This is a genomic window from Fodinibius sediminis (genome assembly GCF_900182555.1).
Classification (GTDB): Bacteria; Bacteroidota; Rhodothermia; order Balneolales; family Balneolaceae; genus Fodinibius; species Fodinibius sediminis.
In genome coordinates this window covers 161,294-180,276 of record NZ_FXTH01000009.1, presented here as the reverse complement: position 1 = coordinate 180,276, position 18,983 = coordinate 161,294, and the positions used below count along the sequence as shown (strand labels likewise).

Here is an 18,983-nt window from a genome sequence, read left to right as displayed (position 1 = left end):
ATCATGGCCAAGGCTGCACCTGCTATATCAACAGAGGCAACAGACTTTGATCAAATCCGGTCTGACTTTCCAGTCCTGCAGGAAAAGGTCAAGGGTAAACCGTTGGTATACCTGGATAATGCAGCCTCCAGCCAGATGCCTGCTGTTGTGGCCAACCGTATTGATCATTATCACCGCCATGAACATGCCAATGTACACCGGGGCATCCATCACCTGAGCCAGAAAGCGACAGATTCCTATGAGGAAACGCGCAGAAAGGTACAGGCATTCATCAATGCGGAGCATGAACATGAAATCATTTATACGTCCGGGACGACCGATAGTATAAACCTGGTGGCCTATAGTTTCGGCGAGCAGTATATTGATGAAGGCGATGAAATCGTCGTTTCAGAGATCGAACATCATGCCAACATCGTACCCTGGCAAATTGCAGCGCAAAAGCATGGGGCAAGCGTACAGGTTGTACCGGTTAATGATGACGGAGACCTTGATCTGGAAGCGTATGAGAAGCTGCTAAATAAACGCACAGCTATTGTAGCTATTGGCCATGTTTCCAATGCGCTGGGTACTATACACCCCGTCAGGGAAATTATAGCCAAAGCCCATGAGCGGGACATTCCGGTCCTCGTTGACGGAGCACAGGCCGTACCTCACGGGCAGGTGGATGTGCAGGCGCTTGATGCCGATTTTTATGCCTTTTCTTCCCATAAGATGTGCGGACCCACCGGTTTTGGCATCTTATATGGAAAAGAACGGTACCTCGATGCCATGCCACCCTACCGGTCAGGCGGTGACATGATTGACAAGGTCTCCTTTGAAGGAACTACTTTCAATGTCCTTCCCCATAAATTCGAGGCCGGGACTCCGCCTATCGCGGCTGGAGTTGGGCTCGGAACCGCCGTCGACTACCTGTCTAATATTGGCATGGATGTGATTGCGCAGCGCGAACAAGAGCTCCTGGATTACGCCACGCAACAGCTGCTCGATATTGATGGGTTACGTATTGTTGGTACGGCCCGGCAAAAGGCATCGGTAATCTCTTTTGTGTTCGATGATATTCATGCTACCGACATAGGTACCATTCTGGATCAGCAGGGTATTGCTATTCGTACCGGACACCATTGTGCTCAGCCGGCCATGCGACGATTTGACATTGCCGGTACGGCCCGTGTTTCACTTGCATTCTACAATAACCGGGAGGATATCGACCGGCTGGTGAAAGGGATAAAAGAGGCGAAGACGTTTTTTTAACGCAGGAAGCACTGCCACCAAAATAATCAGGTTTCATTGGGAATGATATTTTATTTATATTAATTCTAAACAAGTAACTACTGCTCCAATTTAACGCCAAAAGCTATGCCAAAGATTAAAGAAATCGAACGTACGCCCAACCCCGATGCCATGCGATTTGTATTGGGGGAAGCCCTAACTAACGGTGTAACAAAATCTTATGAGAACAGTAGCCAGGCTGAAGATGATGAACTGGCTTCTGCACTTTTTGCCATCGATCATGTTATCAATGTGTACTATGTTGATAAATATGTAACGGTTACCCAGGATGGGGAAGCCGTATGGTCGGAGCTGCTGAGAAAACTGGCACCGCCTATTCGAGAGGCCAAAGCGCAGACAGACGCCGTGGAAGACGATGAAGTCCACGCGACCAAGGAGGTGCAGGATAGCGATGATCCCCGGCTGATAGAAATTAACAAGATGCTGGACGAACAGGTGCGGCCGTATTTATTGGCCGATGGAGGGGGACTCAAGGTTCTGGGCCTTGATGGCAACCGGTTGAAGGTGCACTACCAGGGCGCCTGTGGGACCTGTCCGACCGCAACCAGCGGCACCCTGTATGCCATCGAAAGTATGGTTAAACGGGTGGATCCTGAAATTCAAGTTGTTTCTGTGTAAATAGAGACGGAAGGTAGTTATGTCAATCACCATCAGCGATCGAGCAGCACATCGAATCAAGGAGATTCGTAAAGAGCAGCATGTGCCCGATGAGGCCAAATTACGGGTAGGTGTCGTCAGTGGTGGCTGCTCGGGGTTAACGTATGATCTCAATTTTGACGCTGATCCCCAACAGGGATCAGAGGAAGACCAGGAATTTGAGGATAATGGAATCAAATTGATTGTAGACATGCGCAGCTTTTTATACCTCTCCGGAACTGAACTGGATTACACGGAAGGATTGGAAGGGCAGGGGTTCCATTTTCAGAATCCCAATGCAACGCGTACCTGCTCCTGCGGAGAATCATTTTCAGTTTAAATAAACTATGGCTACAGATACGCAAGACGAAATTGTCAACAAGGTTAAGCAGTCTGACAAACTCGTCACTATCGACTTGCAGCAGTACTTTGATTCAACAACCCGCGAGGGCCTCGACCTGAAACAATTTTTGTTCAAGGGGCTGATTCTCAAGGAAAAGGAATTTCGCAAGCAGCTTGACGAGTACGACTGGAGCCGTTACGACGACCAGTATGTTTGTGTCTACTGCTCGACAGATGCTATTCTCTCCAAATGGGCCTATATGCTGGTTGGTCAGCACCTGGCGCCTCATGCCAAAGAGGTATTCAAGGGAAAACCCGATGAGATCATACACGAACTGTTCCGCCGCAGACTCGATGATGTTGACTGGAGCCGGTACCAGGACAAATTTGTCATTCTCAAAGGGTGCAGTGATGACGATCGTCCGGTCCCCGACAGCGTATACCTGTATGTGACCCAGAAACTAATACCACATGTGAAAAAGATCATGTACGGCGAAGCCTGTTCCAATGTCCCTGTGTATCGCGGCTAAAACAGATCCTTTCCCCTTCAGCCGACAGGATGTAAGTATCCTAAAATTCCTCAGGTAGAAAACGGTAATTAAGGCTTGCTTGTAATCCCCTGAGGACCGATTTTGAGGCCATCACCAATGGTAGAACTGTAATAATCCTTGACTTTGAACAGCCCGATGATGTATGCATTAGTAACCGGTGCCTCCCGGGGCATTGGCAAAAGTATCACTGAAACACTGCTGAGAGAGGGAACTGCGGTCATTGGAACCGCACGCGGATCTGCATTTCCCGATGAACTTGCGTCACATCAAAACTTTGAAGGACTGCATATTGATCTTGCAGATCTCGAACAGCTCCGGGAACGCTTGAAACCCATTTTTGAACGGGACCAATCACCGGGAATCCTCATCAACAATGCCGGCATTTCCGAGCATTCTGATTTTTCCGACAGTGACATAAGCTGGCTGAAAAACTGGGACCGCACCATGCATATCAACCTTCGGTCGCCGGCTCTTCTTTCCAAGTGGGCCCTTAATGGGTGGAAGCGGGAGGGAAGCGGTGGAATTCTGATCAATATCGCTTCCAGAGCGGCCTACCGGGGCGATACCCAGGAATATGCCTCGTATGCCGCCTCAAAAGGAGGGATGGTGGCCTTCACCAAAAGCATAGCGCGTGATTTTGGCCGTGATGATATTTATGCCTATACCATTGCTCCCGGATTCATCAATACGGACATGGCCAGGGAGGCCGTCGATATTTATGGCGAGGAGTACCTGACTGAGGGTACTGCTTTTGATGAAATTACATCGCCGGAAGAGGTGGGTGAACTGGTCGCCTTCCTGGCATCCGGCAAAGTGCCTCACATGACGGGGGGCACTTTTCATATCAATGGTGGAAGTTATATGCTCTGATATTTGAACAGGGGGAGTAGGGCGCCTTCACTGATCCCCCCCCCCGGCTTTTGCAGCTGCTTAAAATTCTGTCTCAACACTTTTTTGATGTTCATATTTTAATTAAACTGATCTGTCATAAAAGGTTAAACAAATAGCTACTCCAACGGTAACCGACTACCATGTACGCCAAATTTATTCATTTCTCTGTCGCTGTCGTAACATTGTCCGTAATGAGCCTGCTTTCGGCCTGCAGTTCTTCGACATGGGAAGAGGCCCGGCAAGCCGATACCTACGAAGCCTATCAGGCCTATATTTCAGAGAACCCGGATGGCGAGCATCTTGAAAAAGCCAGAAAACGCGCTGACAACCGTTACTGGACGGCGATCGAGCATGATACGACTGCCCGGTCATTTGAAAAATATCTCAAGGAATTTCCCGAAGGCTCGCATCGACCGGAAGCACAGCAGAAAATGGAAGAGCTGTCCGGAACCGCAACAGAAGGACGCGTGACAGGTTCGAATATTATCATCAGGAGTGACCACACCACCCGGTCGCCATCCGCCGGTGTTGTAGCCAACGAGGGGACTGTTGTCAAAATCCTGGATCAATATAGTTCAGGTAACAGCAAGGAAGCCATTCTAAAACGCGATGTAACCATTACCGAGGGGGGCAATACAATAAAACTGCCGGGAGGGAAGGCCATTAACATACTGGACGATTTAAATGATTCGGTCCGGGCTTCTTTCTCCACCCCCGATTATGGCAGGGTTGAAGCCACGATCAGCAAGCGTGATGTGGAAGCTATAAGCGGGGAAACATGGTATAAGATTCATACCAGCGATGGCATCACTGGTTGGATTTATGGCAAGTTTATAAAAGAATTGTAGTATTCGTATCTTCTGTTGATTATCCATAATGTAAACCTCAGTTGTTATTTACAGATTTATGAGAATGATCTTTTTTCTGCTTATTGGGTTCCTGATAAGCTGCAGTGCAGACAAACCTTCTTCTGATAAACAAGAAAGTGCTTCTGGCAAGGCAACAGAAGCTGCCGGCGACACATTGCAGGTGGACGTTTCTATCGATTTTGTTACCGGGCAGTTTGATTTCAGGTCGCATGATGATTTTGTGCGTGTTGATCCCGAATATGCCAACAAGGAGATCTATCTTCACAGGAAAGCGTATGAGGCCTATAAGGCGATGGTTGACAGCGCAGAAAATGACGGTATTTCATTTACTCTTATTTCCGGGACCCGCAATTTCAATTACCAGAAGTCGATCTGGGATCGAAAATGGAGCAACTCCACGGCCGGCTCCGACATGCAGAAGGCCCTTGGAATTCTCGAATACAGCTCCATGCCGATGACTTCGCGCCATCACTGGGGCACCGAGGTCGATCTCAACGATCTCAATAACACTTATTTTGAAAACGGACAGGGTAAAAAGGAGTATGAATGGCTGAAGGCCCATGCCAATGACTTTGGATTTTACCAGCCCTATACCTCGAAAGATCTGAACGGCCGCACCGGCTACAACGAGGAGAAGTGGCACTGGTCCTACCTCCCGCTGGCAAGGCATTATCTGGCCTACTATAACAATCATGTCTCGAATGCTGATATCACAGGGTTCAAAGGGGCGGAGCTTGCCAAAGAAATTGATATGGTCAAGAATTATGTAAACGGTATTTCATTGAAGATAAAACAGCAAAGCAACTGATGCCCTTATGCCGCAGAAGATCCCTACCGACATACCGGGCTGCTACCTTCGCTTTGCAGAAAAGGAGGATACGGCCCTGATTCTCGATTTCATTCACGGACTTGCCGCCTATGAGAAGATGGCAGACCAGGTAGTGGCTACAGAAGAGCTTCTGAGAAAAAATCTATTTGGCAAGCAGAGCTATGCCGAAGTGCTGCTGGCTTATGATCGGGATGAACCAGTGGGATTTGCCCTTTTTTTTCACAGCTTTTCCACCTTCAGGGGGCAGGCGGGGATTTATTTGGAAGATCTTTATGTGAATCCATCTGCCCGCGGCAGGGGCATTGGAACTGCATTACTTGCCTTTCTGGCTCAGCTTGCGGTCGAGCGCGACTGTGCACGTTTGGAATGGTCGGTTTTAAATTGGAATAAACCCGCCATCGACTTTTATGAGTCTCTCAAGGCCCGGCCACTGGATGATTGGACAACATACAGGCTTAGCGGTCGGGCGCTGCGGAATATGGCACAGCATGCGGCCAGCGGTCAAGCCTGAGCGCACGGGCAGCCGGACATCGGCTTGAGTCTAAATGACGTCCTCGATCTTTACACCGGAAAGGCTGATTTATTCCCGGAGAATGGACAGATATATTTTCGCTTTCCGACTTACTTGCCTACCTTACTTTCAAATCATAAAAACTAGTCTTCGGTCAGCCCATGTCGATTAAACAGCGTAAAATAGATCATGTAGAGCTAACGACTACGGGGCAGATGAACTATCGGCAGACAACCGGTTTGGAACAATACCGGTTTGTACACAACGCCATGCCCGAAGTCAATACCGACGAGGTGTCGACGCAGGCCAGTCTGTTGGGGCGCTCTTTTGCCTTTCCGCTCTTTATTTCATCGATGACGGGAGGATATACGGATGCAGGGGCTGTGAATGCTATCATTGCTGAATTCTGCGAAAAATACAATCTCCCTTTCGGCGTGGGCAGCCAGCGCATCATGCTTGATAATCCCAAAGCGGAGTCTTCATTTTCTATTGTTCGCAAGCGGGCTCCCAGTGCGTTTATAGCCGCCAATATCGGGGGTGCCCAACTTATCGGCGGACTTCCTTCTCAACAGGTACGTCTTCTCGTTGATTCCATCGAGGCCAATGCGGTTATCGTGCACCTGAATCCTCTGCAGGAGCTTATGCAGCCTGAAGGGGATCGAAGATTCAAAGGCATCAAGGAAGGCATTGCCATGCTGGTTCAATCTATCGAAGTGCCCGTGATAGTAAAAGAAACCGGGGCCGGAATATCCGGAGAGATAGCCGAACAGTTGCTTGAAATCGGTGTTAAAGTGATTGATGTAGCAGGAGCCGGCGGCACCAGCTGGGCAAAGGTGGAAAACAGGCGCAAAAGTAACCAGAAGCCCTCTCCTCAGTTTGACGATTGGGGGATTCCTACCGCGGAATGCCTGCGTCAGGTGACAGACCTCAAGCACGATTACTCTTTTGATATTATTGCTTCCGGCGGCATACGTTCGAGTCACGATATTGCTAAATCCTTGTGCCTGGGGGCCCGGTTTGCTGCTTCCGCCCAACCTGTTATTAAGGCCGTGGTGAGTGATGGCATGCAGGGGCTGGAGTCACTTTTCCATAGCTGGTGTCATCAGTTGCGCGTAATTCTTACTCTGCTGGGATGCGAACAACTGGAAGAGCTGTCCCCGCATCATATTGAAATAAAGCGAAGGAGCAGGTAACATCTTGCTTCAAAATGCTTATATTTGGCCTTTTAGAAATTCAGTATAGACCACGTGCAAGTTACTACACAGCAAGAATTATCAAATCTCATTGACGAGGGTTTTGATCGGCTCAGTTTACCCGAGGCACCGGCCTCGCTGTATGATCCTATTCGCTATACCCTGGAGCTTCCCGGGAAACGAATACGACCCCTTTTGACCCTCATCGGCTGCGGTCTTTGTGAAGGTGATGTTAAAGAAGCCCTTCCAGCGGCTATTGCCGTGGAGCTGCTGCATAACTTCACTTTGTTGCATGATGACATCATGGATGCCGCCCATACGAGGCGGGGGCAGCCCAGCGTCTATAAAAAATGGGATGCCAACACTGCTATACTCTCCGGGGATGCCATATATGCCAAGGCTTTTAGACAACTCCAGTATTACGGCTATGCCGAAGCGTATACCAAAGATCATTACGCAGCAATTGTTGATATTTTTCTGGACAGTGCACAGAGCGTTTGTGAGGGGCAGGCCTACGATCTTGATTTTGAAGATAAACAGGAGGTTACCCTTGAAGACTACCTGAAAATGATTGACGGCAAGACTGCCGCCCTGATCAGTACATCGCTGGCCATTGGGGCCCGGGTGGCCACGGGCGATGCTGCCATTATTGACCGCCTCAGGACGATAGGCAAAAAGACCGGTATCGCCTTTCAGATCCAGGACGATTTGCTGGATGTTGTCGCTGACCCTGAGAAATTTGGCAAACAGCGTGGAGGTGATATCAGAGAAGGCAAGAAAACATATTTGTCTCTTCTTGCGTTACAACGATGCAGTCCCGAGCAGCGGAAACGTCTGTCGGCCATTCTGTCTCATAACGATACCTCTGATGATGAGGTCGTTTCGGTTATCGAATTATATAAAGAGCTGAATGTCATTAGTGCCACCCGAAGCGTTATACGAAGTTTTTACGAAGAAGCAATGGAACATATTGATACTTTCGCAGCTTCATCCTACAAGGATGAAATTATCACCCTTTTAAATCGTTTGATATCCCGAGAATACTGAAAGTCAAATTTAGTGACATGAAAAATATTTATACTCCCTTTTTTAGAATATCCTGTCTCTTGCTTATCACTGCAGTTCTGCTGTCGTGCAAGAATGAGGATCTGATTCAGCGCGGTGACACACTTCCCACGGCCTTTAAAAAATCAATGAGTTTGTACCAGTCAGAGGAGTACACGGATGCGGCGGAGGCTTTCGAGACGGTTATCCAGCTGGGACGAGGCACGGACTATGGCCAGGAGGCACAGTTCTATCTTGCTGAATCCTATTTCAAGAGTGGCCGCTATCTGCTTGCCAGTGCAGAATACAGCCGCTTTGTCACCCTCTATCCGCGTGCAGACAAAAGGGAGGAGGCACAGTTCAAGGAAGCATACAGCTACTATAAATTAAGTCCCCGCTACAAGCTTGATCAGAAACACACTCGTACAGCCATTGAAAAATTCCAGCTGTATAATTCGCGCTATCCCAATTCCGAACGGGTAGAGGAGGCCGCCAGGTACATTACGGAGCTTCGCTCCAAGCTTGCCAAAAAGCTTTATCATTCAGCTCGCCTTTATATGCAGACGGACAGCTATGAAGCGGCTATCGTGTACTATGATCTCACTATTGACAATTATCCTGAATCCATGTGGGCACAGCGCGCACTTGTAGATAAAATAAATACCTATGTTGTTTATGCAGATCGCAGTGTGCAGGCCAAGCAGCGTGAGCGATACCAGGCTGCCGTTGATGCCTATGAAACCTTCATCCAGTTATTTCCCGAAGGTCAATATCGCTCGGAAGCTGAAGACCATGTCGATGATGCCCGTGCGGCCCTTGCAGATCTCGGGGAAAGCAACAGCTCACAGGAGGGCAGTGCAGTGAGCAGCAACAATGCTGCCGCAAACAGTTCGAGGTAATGGCATCTGCAGGGAAGTCGGTGGGCTTACTGGGGGGGAGCTATGATCCGGTACACAACGGACACTTGGCTATTGCCCGATCCTTTGTTGAATCGGGTTATATATCCAATCTAAGGGTGCTCCTGACGCCTGAATCACCCCATAAATCCAGCCGAAAGCCTGCGGATTATGATCTGCGTCTTAAAATGCTTGAGGCCGCTTTTGATGGGGAGGATCAGATAAGCGTCAGTGATCTGGAACGCAGGCTTCAACCACCATATTACACGGTCCAGACCCTCCGATACCTGACGGAAAAGGAACCAGGCATCAACTTCTTTTTATGCATCGGGGAGGACTCGCTCCTCAACTTTCGTACCTGGCACATGTGGAAGGAGCTGCTCACGTACTGCGATCTGCTGGTAGCAGCCCGTCCATCTTTTGAGACGGAGAATTTGGATGCCGAGATCACGAGGAAAGTCCACTATGTGGAGCATGCGCCGGTCGCCATTTCGTCGACACAGGTAAGAAACCGTGTCAAAGAGGGGAGGGATATATCAAAGTTGGTGCCGCCACGGGTGGCACAGATCATTACCGAGCATAAACTATATACCGGGTGAATGCCTAATGAATCGGGAAACGTTTCTACAGCTCATCGGGATTGGAGGGATGGCCCCCTTTTTTAACTATAAAGCAGCCATGGTTGACGGGAAAGGGGTGATTAAGCCCAAAGCCTTGTCGAGGGGAGATACCATCGGTCTGATAAGTCCCGCTGGTATCATTGGGGACGATACGGACTATGACAAGATTGTGGAACGCATTCAGCAGCTGGGATACAAGACCAAAGAGGGGGCCAACGCCCGCCGGAAATACGGCTATTTGGCGGGGACTGATGAGCAGCGGGCTGCAGATCTGAATGCGATGTTTGCCGATCCCTCGGTCGATGCTGTCATGCCGTTCCGGGGAGGGTGGGGATGCAACCGCATTCTGGATCTCATTAATTATGAACTCATTCAAAAGCATCCCAAAATACTGGTGGGATTTAGCGACATAACTTCGCTCCTTCTGGCTATACAAGCCAAAACCGGACTTACTACTTTCCATGGCCCCGTAGCCAAGGTGGTATGGACCACCTTCACCAAGCGTCACTTTCACAAGCTGCTGGGGTCGTCAGCCCTGACTACGCTCAGGCGCCGCTCATTGCACGTCAGCAAGGAGTATGATCGGTTGAATATCATACGCCCTGGCCAGGCAAGGGGGCGCCTTTTAGGAGGCAATCTGAGCGTGCTTACCGCAATGATCGGATCCGATTATCTGCCAGAATGGGAGGGAAGTATCCTGTTTCTGGAAGATGTGGGTGAGGATGTTTACCGGATTGATCGGATGTTAACCCAGCTGAAGTTAAGCGGTATCCTTGATAGGATATCGGCTCTTGTATTTGGTCAGTGTACGGCTTGTGATATTTCCGACGAGCATGGCTTTACACTCCGCGAAATACTGGATCAACATATCAAACCGCTGCAAATTCCCGCTTTTTCAGGGGCGCTGTTCGGACACATTGATCATATGGGCACACTGCCTGTCGGCATCAGCGCAGAACTGAATGCCGGGGAAGGCAGCATCACCCTTCTGGAGTCTGCTGTTCGGACATAACGTATTCCAGCATTGAACCTTACCGCTTGTGCTGAGAAGAAATTAAATCAACATCACCGGCCCCATGAATACCCTGTACAGGTAGTCTCGATAAGAACGGAAAGGAAGTGTTAGAGGTTCATATTCCGGTAATTCTCGGGGATGTGAATTTTATACTCAACGTACATTTCATCCCTCAGATCGGCAATCCAGGATTCAATCATCCGTTGTTGTTTCTGCTGCAGGGCAACCGCCTTAATACGATTGTAATCCTGTTCAAAATTGGCCACATGCTCTTCAACATGCTTGTTCAGCCGTACAATGCGAAAGGCGCGTTTGGAATTGTTGTTTTGCCCCAGCTGAAAGGAACGGGGTTCGGAAATATCCCCCTCGTTTTCCAGAAGAAGAACAATACGGTAGAGGGCAGGATCCAGCTGTTCGAGGGCCAGCAGCCGCTCTCCGGTTTGTGGATTCAGCAGACGTCCACCGAGCGGAGCAGTATTGGGATCTTCCGAATGCTCGCGTGCAACATCGGCAAAACTCACATCTTCATTGGTTTGAATGGAATCTTTGAGCGCTTTCAAGCGGTTTATGGCCGCCTGGTCGTCATAGCTTTCCTCATCAATTGTAATTAAAATATGATTGGTGTCAATCTGATCACCAACCCGCTTGTTCAGGCGAATGACATGAAAACCAAAAGAGGATTCCACTACCTTGGATATCTCGCCGGGCGCCAGGGCCGAGGCCGCTGCCGAATACTCGGATACGAGCTCATCGAGCGACATAAGCGGCAGTTTACCGCCATCCGATGCAGAGGGACCGTCGCTGTATTTCCTGGCCAGTTCTTCAATGGTTTTGCCATGATTGATCAGTGAATCACGGAGCTGCCGGGCCCGTTCAAGGGCCTGCTGGCGGGCATCTTCAAGCGGGGGAGGGGTAATGACAATCTGCGAGAGACTTACCTGTTCTGGAATTGTAGGCAGAGAATCCTGCGGAATATTTTCAAAGTAGGCTTTGACCTCGGGACGTGTGATTTGAATTTCGTTACGTTTCTGTTGCTGCAGGCGCTGAACGATCATCTGCTCGCGATAGTTTTCACGCAAATCGGCACGAATCTGTACAATACTTTTTCCCATTTGCTGTTCAAGTGCCTGCTCGCTACCCACTTGCTGAATAGTCTGCTGGATACGCTGGTTGATCTGCTGGTCAACCTGCTGGTTGGATATTTCGACAGAATCCCGTTTGGCCTGATCCAGCATGATATTGCGATCCACAATATTCTGCAATACGGCATACCACATATCCTCGCCAAAAGGGATGCGTTGATTCTGTTGTTGCTGCATCTGCAGCATATACTGCTGCACCTGCTGGTCCACTTCTGATTTCAGGATAATATGATCATTGACAACGGCTACGATTTGGTCAATGGATTCATTTTGTGCTTCCTGTGCCTGACTCCAGTCGGGCATGAACAGGAGAATAAATGCTGAAAGAAACGTTAAATAAATCTTATTCATCAGTTGAGGTACTTTCAAGGGTATCTATAGGGGTATGTTTAGAATTAGACTTCGCAGGTAAAACGTTAAAAACTTCTATTTCATTATTCGACTCGGCCCTAAGATAAAGATTCTTTAGGTAGGAATTGAATTTTCGCTTCCTTTTGTCGAGAATAATCCAGTTTTTAACTTCCTCCATGATCCAGTCCAGGTCTGCATATTCGCCCGCTTCCTTTTTTTCTGTAAGCTGTACAAAGTGATACAGGCCATTAACCCGCTGAATAGCGGAGACTTCTCCTTCACCGATGATCTGGAGATAGCGATTCATAATTTCAATTTCCGACAGGGCCCGCGAAACAGGTTGAAACCGGCGGGCCCGGCGTATGGCCTCCTCCGGATCTTGAGCATAGGTTGTCGCCACCGTATCCCAGGCTGTTCCATCCCGGAGACTCTGCTTGGCCGCGCGGGCGTCTTCAATGCCCTCGACAGCGAGGTGACGGAACCGCACATAGGCTTCACTCAGTGCGAAATCCTCTTTATTTGCCTCATAAAAGTCTATGGCTTCCTGGTCGGATACCACGGAGTCGACCTGGCTTGTAATCACATGCGAGCGGAGAGCCTCTTTCAAAACCTCACGCCGGGCCTGACGCAATTTCTCCTGGACTTCCTCCTGCTCTTCAAGCTTCAGCTTGTTTGCCTCCTGCAGCACCAATTGCTGTTGTATCCATTGCGTGCGATACTGTTCAATGGCCGCCGTACTATCCGGCCCGTACATAAATGAAGGAATTGCTTTTTTAGCCTGGTCGAGTGTTAGATAGGTGCTGCCTACCCGGGCAATACGGTTGGGGTTTTCCTCAGGCTGCATCTGCGTGCAGCCGAGCGGAAGAAGGAACAGAAGGGCCAGCCAGGTAATAGGTTTCATGAAAAGGATATCTGTTTTGTCATCTAAAATAACATTCCTGCAATAGTTGCAGTCATCAAATTGGCCAGGGTGCCCGCCAGAACAGCTTTGAGCCCAAATTGGGCCAGTTCAGATTTGCGGCTGGGAGCCAATCCCCCAATACCGCCAATCTGTATGGCAATAGATGAAAAATTGGCGAAGCCGCACAGGGCAAAAGTAGCCATGGTTACGGTTTTGGGATTCAGGGTCGCATTCCCCACCATGTCAGAAAGCTGAAGATATGCTACAAACTCGTTAAGCACCACCTTTGTTCCAATGAGAGATCCCATATGAATGGCATCCTCCCACGGAACTCCCACAAGAAAAGCAACGGGGGCCAAAATCCATCCCAGCAGTGTTTCAATGCGAAGGCTCCCACCGGGAATGAGCTCATTGATCCCGGTCATCGTTCCAAAATTTTCCAAAAAATAGTTCCCCATTGCCAGCAACGCAATGAAAGCCAATAGCATAGCGCCAACATTAGCAGCTAATTTTAGCCCTGTAGCCGCCCCGCTGGCCGCCGCGTCAATACCATTGGCATCAGGCTGTTCAATATCGATCTGAACATCCCCCTTGGTTACCGGTTTGCTCACCTCCGGGTATAGAATTTTGGCGATGACAAGTGCAGCAGGAGCCGCCATGAGACTGGCTCCCAGAAGCTGTTCTGCAAACATCAACCGTCCGATATCAAGCGAGACCCCCTGGGCCTGGGCATAGGAATTGCCAAGCATCTGCACATAGGCGGCCATGACCCCGCCGGCAATGGTTGCCATGCCCCCCGTCATGACTGCAAGGAGTTCCGATTTGGTCATTTTTTTAATATAGGGTTCCACAACAAGGGGGGCTTCTGTTTGGCCGACAAAAATATTAGAAATGACCGAGAGAGATTCTGCCCCGGAGGTTCCCATCAGCTTTTGCATGCCCCGGGCCATATACTGTACCAGTCGCTGCAGAATGCCGTAGTGATAGAGAATAGCCGTAAGAGAGGCAAAGAAGATGATGGTGGGCAGGACCTGGAAAGCAAAGAAATTGCCCATGCTGTCTTCCATGCCGGGACTCAGGGCCAGGTCACCGAAAATAAACGTGGCTCCTTCCGTGGTGAAGTCGAGAACAATCACGAAAAAAGAGGAAATCCAGCTGAAGAAATCTTTGGGCCAGCCCAGCGGTGTCCAGTATTCAGCCATATCCCGTCCCTTCAAGATAAAAACAGCCAGTATAAACTGAATGCCCAGACCGGTGCCCACCAGCCGCCAGTTGATCCTGCTCCTATTCTGGCTGAATGCATAAGCGATACCGACGATAGCCGTCATTCCGATGATCCCGCGGAGAATATCAATCATTATAGGGGTCTTCTATGATTCGTTATTGGGATTTTGCCTGGTTATGGGAGTAACCGGCTTTCCTCTTCGTTCGTCGACGGGGGGACGGAAGCAGTGGCGGGCTCTGGGTTCATATGCGTCGGCTTCGCCTACCAGCATGCGATCTTTATGATCTACCACACGCTGGGAATAATGGGCCATGGCTCCACTTTCTGTACAGATGGCATGGAGTTTGGTTACATATTCTGCAATGGCCAGAAGCTGGGGCATCGGCTCAAAGGGGCGGCCTTCAAAATCCATATCCAGACCGGCAATAATAATTCGCTTTCCGTCATTGGCCAGAGTATTGGCTACATTGATCAGCTGACTGTCAAAAAACTGGGCCTCATCAATACAAACCACCTGCGCATCGCTGGTCAGCAATACCATCTGGTCGGCCGTATCAACCACCAGCCCGGGGAGGGCATTCTCATTGTGTGATACGACATTGTCGTCACTGTAACGATCATCCATCTTGGGCTTGACAACCACAACTTTCTGTCCGGCAATATGAGCCCGCTTGGCTCTGCGAATCAGCTCTTCCGTTTTGCCACTGAACATCCCTCCGCAGATGACTTCAATCCATCCAATATGATCGGGAACAAATGACGGTTCGTTTAGCATAAATCAGGGATAAAGATTCTGGATATGTCTGTTAAGCGTGCATTATGGCTGCCGGCGTCCTGCACTCCGGGGGAGGGCGCCAGTCGCAGCCGGAGACATGCACAGCGCCGAGGCCTAAGTTAATCGTTCTTTCATAGTCGGTGAAATATATCTTTGTAAGACGAAAAATAAAAAGAGTGAATTGGCCTGATCTGTGCGTTAGAGGAAGGGCAGGATAACCGGAAGATGGGAAAAAGCTATTCAATCAACACTTTCTTCCTTCATAAGTCTGCTTTGGGTTTGCATATCCCAGAACAGCCATACAATGGGATAAGGGGGGAAGAAAATGGAGAAAAACAGTTTTACATTTTTGGCTTTGCCGTCTTTCAGCTGTGATATGCCGGCAACTCCGGCCAGCCAAAATATAAAGAGTAAAAATATCAGGAACGAGATCGAAATTGATCCTATAAAACCAAAGCTATTGTAAAAGGTTTGAAGCATAGAGTTTGTTCTCTACTTTGACCAGTTAATTCATTATTTTCTCCGGTTACCTTAACAATATCAGATAAATTAAGAATAAATTCCAGATGCTTCCGGTAGTTTCAATTGTAGGCCGACCCAATGTCGGTAAATCTACTATTTTCAATCGTCTCATTGGCAGTCGCAAGGCTATTGTGGACGATCAGTACGGTGTTACCCGCGATCGCCATTACGGAGAATCATTCTGGAACGGGCGGAGATTCAATGTTATTGATACGGGGGGGTACCTTCCGGATGAGAGTGATGTGCTCGTGGCTGGGGTCCGGGAGCAGGTGCACATCGCACTGGAGGAATCGGATGTTATCCTGTTTGTTGTTGATGCCGAGGGCGGCATTACCAGTCTGGACCAGGCCGTGGCTGAACTGCTGCGTAAACAGGACAAGCCCGTGCTGCTGGTGCCCAACAAAGCAGACAATGATGAGCGAACCCTCAATGCCACCGAATTTTATGCCCTTGGGTTTGAGCAGCTTTTCCCCATATCGGCTATTAACGGCAGGGGAACCGGCGATCTGCTGGATGAACTGGTCAAGCTCCTGCCCGAGGAGCAGGAGGAAGAGGAGGACAAGACACCAAAACTGGCCATTGTGGGACGTCCCAATGTGGGTAAAAGCAGTTTTATCAATGCTCTTTTAAACAACGAGCGCTGTATCGTCACGGATATTCCAGGCACAACCCGTGATTCCATTAACAGCCGGCTAACCTATGAGAACAAGGACTATATCCTTATTGATACCGCCGGACTTCGGAAAAAGCGAAAGGTCAAAGAGAATGTAGAGTTTTACAGCACTGTACGCACAGACCGGGCGCTCAAGGAATGCGATATTGCCATCCTCATGCTTGATGCCATGCGGGGTTTTGAAGCCCAGGACAAGCATATACTGCGGGAAGCAGAAAAATATAACAAGGGTATTGTCATTGTACTTAACAAGTGGGACCTGGTGCCTGAAAAAGACACCCACATTCACAAAGAGTTTGAGGAATATATCTACAGCCGGGCCCCGATGATGGATTATGTGCCCATCGTTTCAATTTCTGCGCTGAGCGGCCAGCGTATCCACAAGGTTATTACCGTAGCCGACAGGGTGCTCCAGGAGCGCCGAAAGAGAATTAGTACGCCTGACTTGAATGATTTTATAAACCGTATCCTGAAAGAAAAACCCCTGCCCATTCGAAGAGGCGTGCCTCTGAAAATTAAGTATTGTACCCAGGTTAAATCAAACCCGCCGGTCTTCAAGTTTTTTATGAATATCCCCAAGGAATTACCCGCCAACTACCGTCGGTTCATAGAAAATAAGATCCGGCAGGAATTCGGCTTTGAGGGGGTTCCCATAACCATGACATTCAAAAAGAAATAAATGATTTTACCTTTGATGTGAATCATTTTATCAGTTATTTTTCCAGCGATACTTAGTTGAGCAATAACCACTATTTTCTTACAGCAGACAGATGGCAGCACCACAAAACTTAGAACAACCGCGGGCAAACACGCTTAACGAGAATTTTGAGCGTGAACGCGATTTCTCTTTTTGGGAAAATATTTATCTCCCTGAAATTTTCAAGGCGCTCTGGTATACGCTGAAACAGATGTTTATGCCCAAGGTTACCCTTCGCTATCCCGAAGAGAAATGGGATCCCCCTTCCATCTTTCGCGGACGTCCGGTACTGGTAGAGGACGGAGGCAAAGAGCGCTGTGTCGCATGCGGGCTTTGTGCCCGGGCATGCCCGCCGCTGGCCATCAGTATGCAGGCCAACGAGGATGCGGATGATCCCAAGGAGCGCTATCCCGATTTCTTTGAAATTAACATGCTTCGCTGCATCTACTGCGGCTATTGCGAGGAAGTCTGTCCCGAAGAGGCCATCGTTATGAGCAAAGATTACGATATTGTTTTTGAGTCCCGGGAAGAAGCCATTTATGACAAACAACGGCTCCTGGTGCCCAAAGAGGATTTGAAGGAACGCCTGGATTTTCTCCGAAATTATAAAAACCATCAATTCGGTCAATTTTGGGACTTCCAGGAAGAAAATAACATTCACTCCGTCCGTGACCGCGACCGGGAATTTAACTCCGGCCTTTCCCTTTTTGACATGCTTGAGCAACAAAGACACAATGACAATGTAGAAGCCGAATCTCCATGGGTACGGTAATTAAACGATGATGGCTGACCGAGAGATTTCTCAGGAAGAGGTTGACCAGCTCATTGAGGACGCGGCCTATTTGCAGGATGAGGCTGATGCCCTGCAATATGTCATTGACAGCGTTCCCTACAACCAGGCTCCCCCGGGCAAACGCTCGATCGGTGAAATACTGCTCTTTATCGATCATGCCCAGACAGATTACTATCGCCCCATCTTTGATGAAGCCGTAAAGAGCAAACGACCAACCCACCTCAAGAACTTTCCTCATTTTGAAGAGAGCTTTGAGTTTGATGGTGAAATCGAAGACATCCAAAAGGTGCTTCGCAAGATATCCAAGCATCGGGCAGGGGTTGTAAATGCGATCAAAGGCATCCCATTAATTGATTGGGAGACAGTTATTTATGATAATGATAAACAAATTTTACTGATCCGGGTTATGCAGCAGATGGTTCGTTTTGACCGGAGAATGCTGAAACAAATTGCGAGCCAGGTAATGGAGTACAGCAAGGAGAAACAGACCCAGAGGGAAATTAAACAGCGTCATCAGCGACAAGAGCACAATGGAGAACATCCAACAGATAACCCTTCCTAGACCTATCTTTTTATGCTCTGGATCGATATCCTGCTTTTGCTGATCAGCGGTTATGCCGCCTATGAGCTGGTAGAATTTGCACGGGGCAGGGGACGGCTTAAATTTTTGGGACTTACCATCGCTGCCATCATATTTGCCTTCATGCAGGTGACCGTCATAATCGGACACCTCGTTGAAATGTCCGCCGTTGCCACAGTGGTTACCTTTATTATCGAATGGAGCCATCTCATCAGCCTGGCTTTCACTTTGAGCGCGCTGGCCGTATTTATTCGAGAATCCAAACCCGTCTTCGCCCAGTTTCCCCTGGCATACACGGCATTGCCGCTTTCCATTATCCTATCCTACTTTTTTGTCTACGACAGCCTCGTGCTTAAAAAGTGGTTGTTCTTTCTCTACCAGGGGGGAGCGCTCGTTGTATCCGCTATGATGTACGGTATCTATACCTACCGGTCGAAGAAATATATCCTCATCCTGGCAGGCATTGCACTGTTCTGGCTCTGTTTTTTACTCTATTGGGGTATCCCGGCACTCAGAATAACATCACTTGCCTGGATATGGAAACTGTTGCTGGGCGGGGGCATGGTTACAACGCTCTTGGGCTACAAGTACGCTCACAGCTATTAATGCCGCTCAGAAACGGTAATAACATCAGCTG

At 48.9% G+C, this 18,983-nt stretch carries 21 protein-coding genes; 17 read left to right on the top strand and 4 right to left on the bottom strand.

Features of this window, described 5'->3' with window-relative positions; genetic code table 11:
• The first annotated feature begins 3 nt into the window (after positions 1 to 3).
• The 13 genes from FN808_RS11570 to FN808_RS11510 all read left to right on the top strand — a co-directional run bounded on the left by FN808_RS11570 (position 4) and on the right by FN808_RS11510 (position 10,684).
• Positions 4 to 1,251 (top strand): cysteine desulfurase, encoded by a 1,248-nt coding sequence (locus FN808_RS11570; RefSeq protein WP_142714751.1) that lies wholly within the window; start codon positions 4 to 6, stop codon positions 1,249 to 1,251.
• A gap of 105 nt (positions 1,252 to 1,356) precedes the next feature.
• Positions 1,357 to 1,908: a NifU family protein gene (locus FN808_RS11565; RefSeq protein ID WP_142714750.1), complete on the top strand. Its 552-nt coding sequence runs from the start codon at positions 1,357 to 1,359 to the stop codon at positions 1,906 to 1,908.
• 19 nt (positions 1,909 to 1,927) lie between these two features.
• Positions 1,928 to 2,266 carry a HesB/IscA family protein gene (locus tag FN808_RS11560; RefSeq protein WP_142714749.1) on the top strand — a complete coding sequence of 113 codons (339 nt, stop codon included), beginning with the start codon at positions 1,928 to 1,930 and terminating at the stop codon, positions 2,264 to 2,266.
• A gap of 7 nt (positions 2,267 to 2,273) precedes the next feature.
• Positions 2,274 to 2,798 carry a DUF2480 family protein gene (locus tag FN808_RS11555; protein ID WP_142714748.1) on the top strand — a complete coding sequence of 175 codons (525 nt, stop codon included), beginning with the start codon at positions 2,274 to 2,276 and terminating at the stop codon, positions 2,796 to 2,798.
• A gap of 156 nt (positions 2,799 to 2,954) precedes the next feature.
• A complete protein-coding gene (locus tag FN808_RS11550) occupies positions 2,955 to 3,689 on the top strand; it encodes an SDR family NAD(P)-dependent oxidoreductase (protein WP_246068345.1) in 735 nt (244 codons plus the stop codon).
• Between the two features lie 161 nt (positions 3,690 to 3,850).
• Positions 3,851 to 4,558 carry an SH3 domain-containing protein gene (locus FN808_RS18920; protein ID WP_185958367.1) on the top strand — a complete coding sequence of 236 codons (708 nt, stop codon included), beginning with the start codon at positions 3,851 to 3,853 and terminating at the stop codon, positions 4,556 to 4,558.
• Positions 4,559 to 4,622: 64 nt separating this feature from the next.
• A complete protein-coding gene (locus tag FN808_RS11540) occupies positions 4,623 to 5,387 on the top strand; it encodes a M15 family metallopeptidase (RefSeq protein WP_185958366.1) in 765 nt (254 codons plus the stop codon).
• Positions 5,388 to 5,394: 7 nt separating this feature from the next.
• On the top strand, positions 5,395 to 5,919 hold the full coding sequence (locus FN808_RS11535; RefSeq protein ID WP_142714746.1) for a GNAT family N-acetyltransferase: 525 nt from the start codon (positions 5,395 to 5,397) through the stop codon (positions 5,917 to 5,919).
• 161 nt (positions 5,920 to 6,080) lie between these two features.
• Positions 6,081 to 7,112 (top strand): type 2 isopentenyl-diphosphate Delta-isomerase, encoded by a 1,032-nt coding sequence (fni, locus tag FN808_RS11530; protein ID WP_142714745.1) that lies wholly within the window; start codon positions 6,081 to 6,083, stop codon positions 7,110 to 7,112.
• Between the two features lie 54 nt (positions 7,113 to 7,166).
• Entirely contained in the window at positions 7,167 to 8,159 is a 993-nt protein-coding gene (locus tag FN808_RS11525) for a polyprenyl synthetase family protein (protein ID WP_142714744.1), read from the top strand.
• A gap of 17 nt (positions 8,160 to 8,176) precedes the next feature.
• Positions 8,177 to 9,055 carry an outer membrane protein assembly factor BamD gene (locus tag FN808_RS11520; protein ID WP_142714743.1) on the top strand — a complete coding sequence of 293 codons (879 nt, stop codon included), beginning with the start codon at positions 8,177 to 8,179 and terminating at the stop codon, positions 9,053 to 9,055.
• Positions 9,055 to 9,651: a nicotinate (nicotinamide) nucleotide adenylyltransferase gene (nadD, locus tag FN808_RS11515; protein ID WP_142714742.1), complete on the top strand. Its 597-nt coding sequence runs from the start codon at positions 9,055 to 9,057 to the stop codon at positions 9,649 to 9,651. Before FN808_RS11520 ends, nadD begins: the two co-directional genes overlap by 1 nt.
• Positions 9,652 to 9,658: 7 nt before the next feature.
• Positions 9,659 to 10,684 carry a S66 peptidase family protein gene (locus tag FN808_RS11510; protein WP_142714741.1) on the top strand — a complete coding sequence of 342 codons (1,026 nt, stop codon included), beginning with the start codon at positions 9,659 to 9,661 and terminating at the stop codon, positions 10,682 to 10,684.
• A gap of 110 nt (positions 10,685 to 10,794) precedes the next feature.
• On the opposite strand, the gene FN808_RS11505 is transcribed toward FN808_RS11510, so the two are convergent.
• The 4 genes from FN808_RS11505 to FN808_RS11490 are packed head-to-tail and all read right to left on the bottom strand — an operon-like array spanning position 10,795 to position 15,081.
• Positions 10,795 to 12,180 carry a peptidylprolyl isomerase gene (locus FN808_RS11505; RefSeq protein WP_142714740.1) on the bottom strand — a complete coding sequence of 462 codons (1,386 nt, stop codon included), beginning with the start codon at positions 12,178 to 12,180 and terminating at the stop codon, positions 10,795 to 10,797.
• The gene (locus tag FN808_RS11500) at positions 12,173 to 13,081 is read right to left on the bottom strand and encodes a peptidyl-prolyl cis-trans isomerase (protein WP_142714739.1); all 909 of its coding nucleotides are present in this window, start codon (positions 13,079 to 13,081) and stop codon (positions 12,173 to 12,175) included. The genes FN808_RS11505 and FN808_RS11500 overlap by 8 nt, the downstream gene beginning before the upstream one ends.
• Positions 13,082 to 13,104: 23 nt before the next feature.
• Complete coding sequence (locus FN808_RS11495) at positions 13,105 to 14,439, bottom strand: NupC/NupG family nucleoside CNT transporter (RefSeq protein WP_142714738.1); 1,335 nt, start codon at positions 14,437 to 14,439, stop codon at positions 13,105 to 13,107.
• 12 nt (positions 14,440 to 14,451) lie between these two features.
• The gene (locus tag FN808_RS11490; RefSeq protein ID WP_142714737.1) at positions 14,452 to 15,081 is read right to left on the bottom strand and encodes a thymidine kinase; all 630 of its coding nucleotides are present in this window, start codon (positions 15,079 to 15,081) and stop codon (positions 14,452 to 14,454) included.
• 566 nt (positions 15,082 to 15,647) lie between these two features.
• Here FN808_RS11490 and der point away from each other — a divergent pair.
• From der to FN808_RS11470, 4 genes are all read left to right on the top strand, one after another.
• On the top strand, positions 15,648 to 16,955 hold the full coding sequence (gene der / locus FN808_RS11485) for a ribosome biogenesis GTPase Der (RefSeq protein ID WP_142714736.1): 1,308 nt from the start codon (positions 15,648 to 15,650) through the stop codon (positions 16,953 to 16,955).
• Between the two features lie 91 nt (positions 16,956 to 17,046).
• Entirely contained in the window at positions 17,047 to 17,745 is a 699-nt protein-coding gene (locus FN808_RS11480; RefSeq protein ID WP_142714735.1) for a NuoI/complex I 23 kDa subunit family protein, read from the top strand.
• Positions 17,746 to 17,752: 7 nt separating this feature from the next.
• On the top strand, positions 17,753 to 18,328 hold the full coding sequence (locus FN808_RS11475; protein WP_246068344.1) for a hypothetical protein: 576 nt from the start codon (positions 17,753 to 17,755) through the stop codon (positions 18,326 to 18,328).
• 12 nt (positions 18,329 to 18,340) lie between these two features.
• Positions 18,341 to 18,952 (top strand): hypothetical protein, encoded by a 612-nt coding sequence (locus FN808_RS11470; RefSeq protein ID WP_142714734.1) that lies wholly within the window; start codon positions 18,341 to 18,343, stop codon positions 18,950 to 18,952.
• Positions 18,953 to 18,983 lie beyond the last annotated feature (31 nt).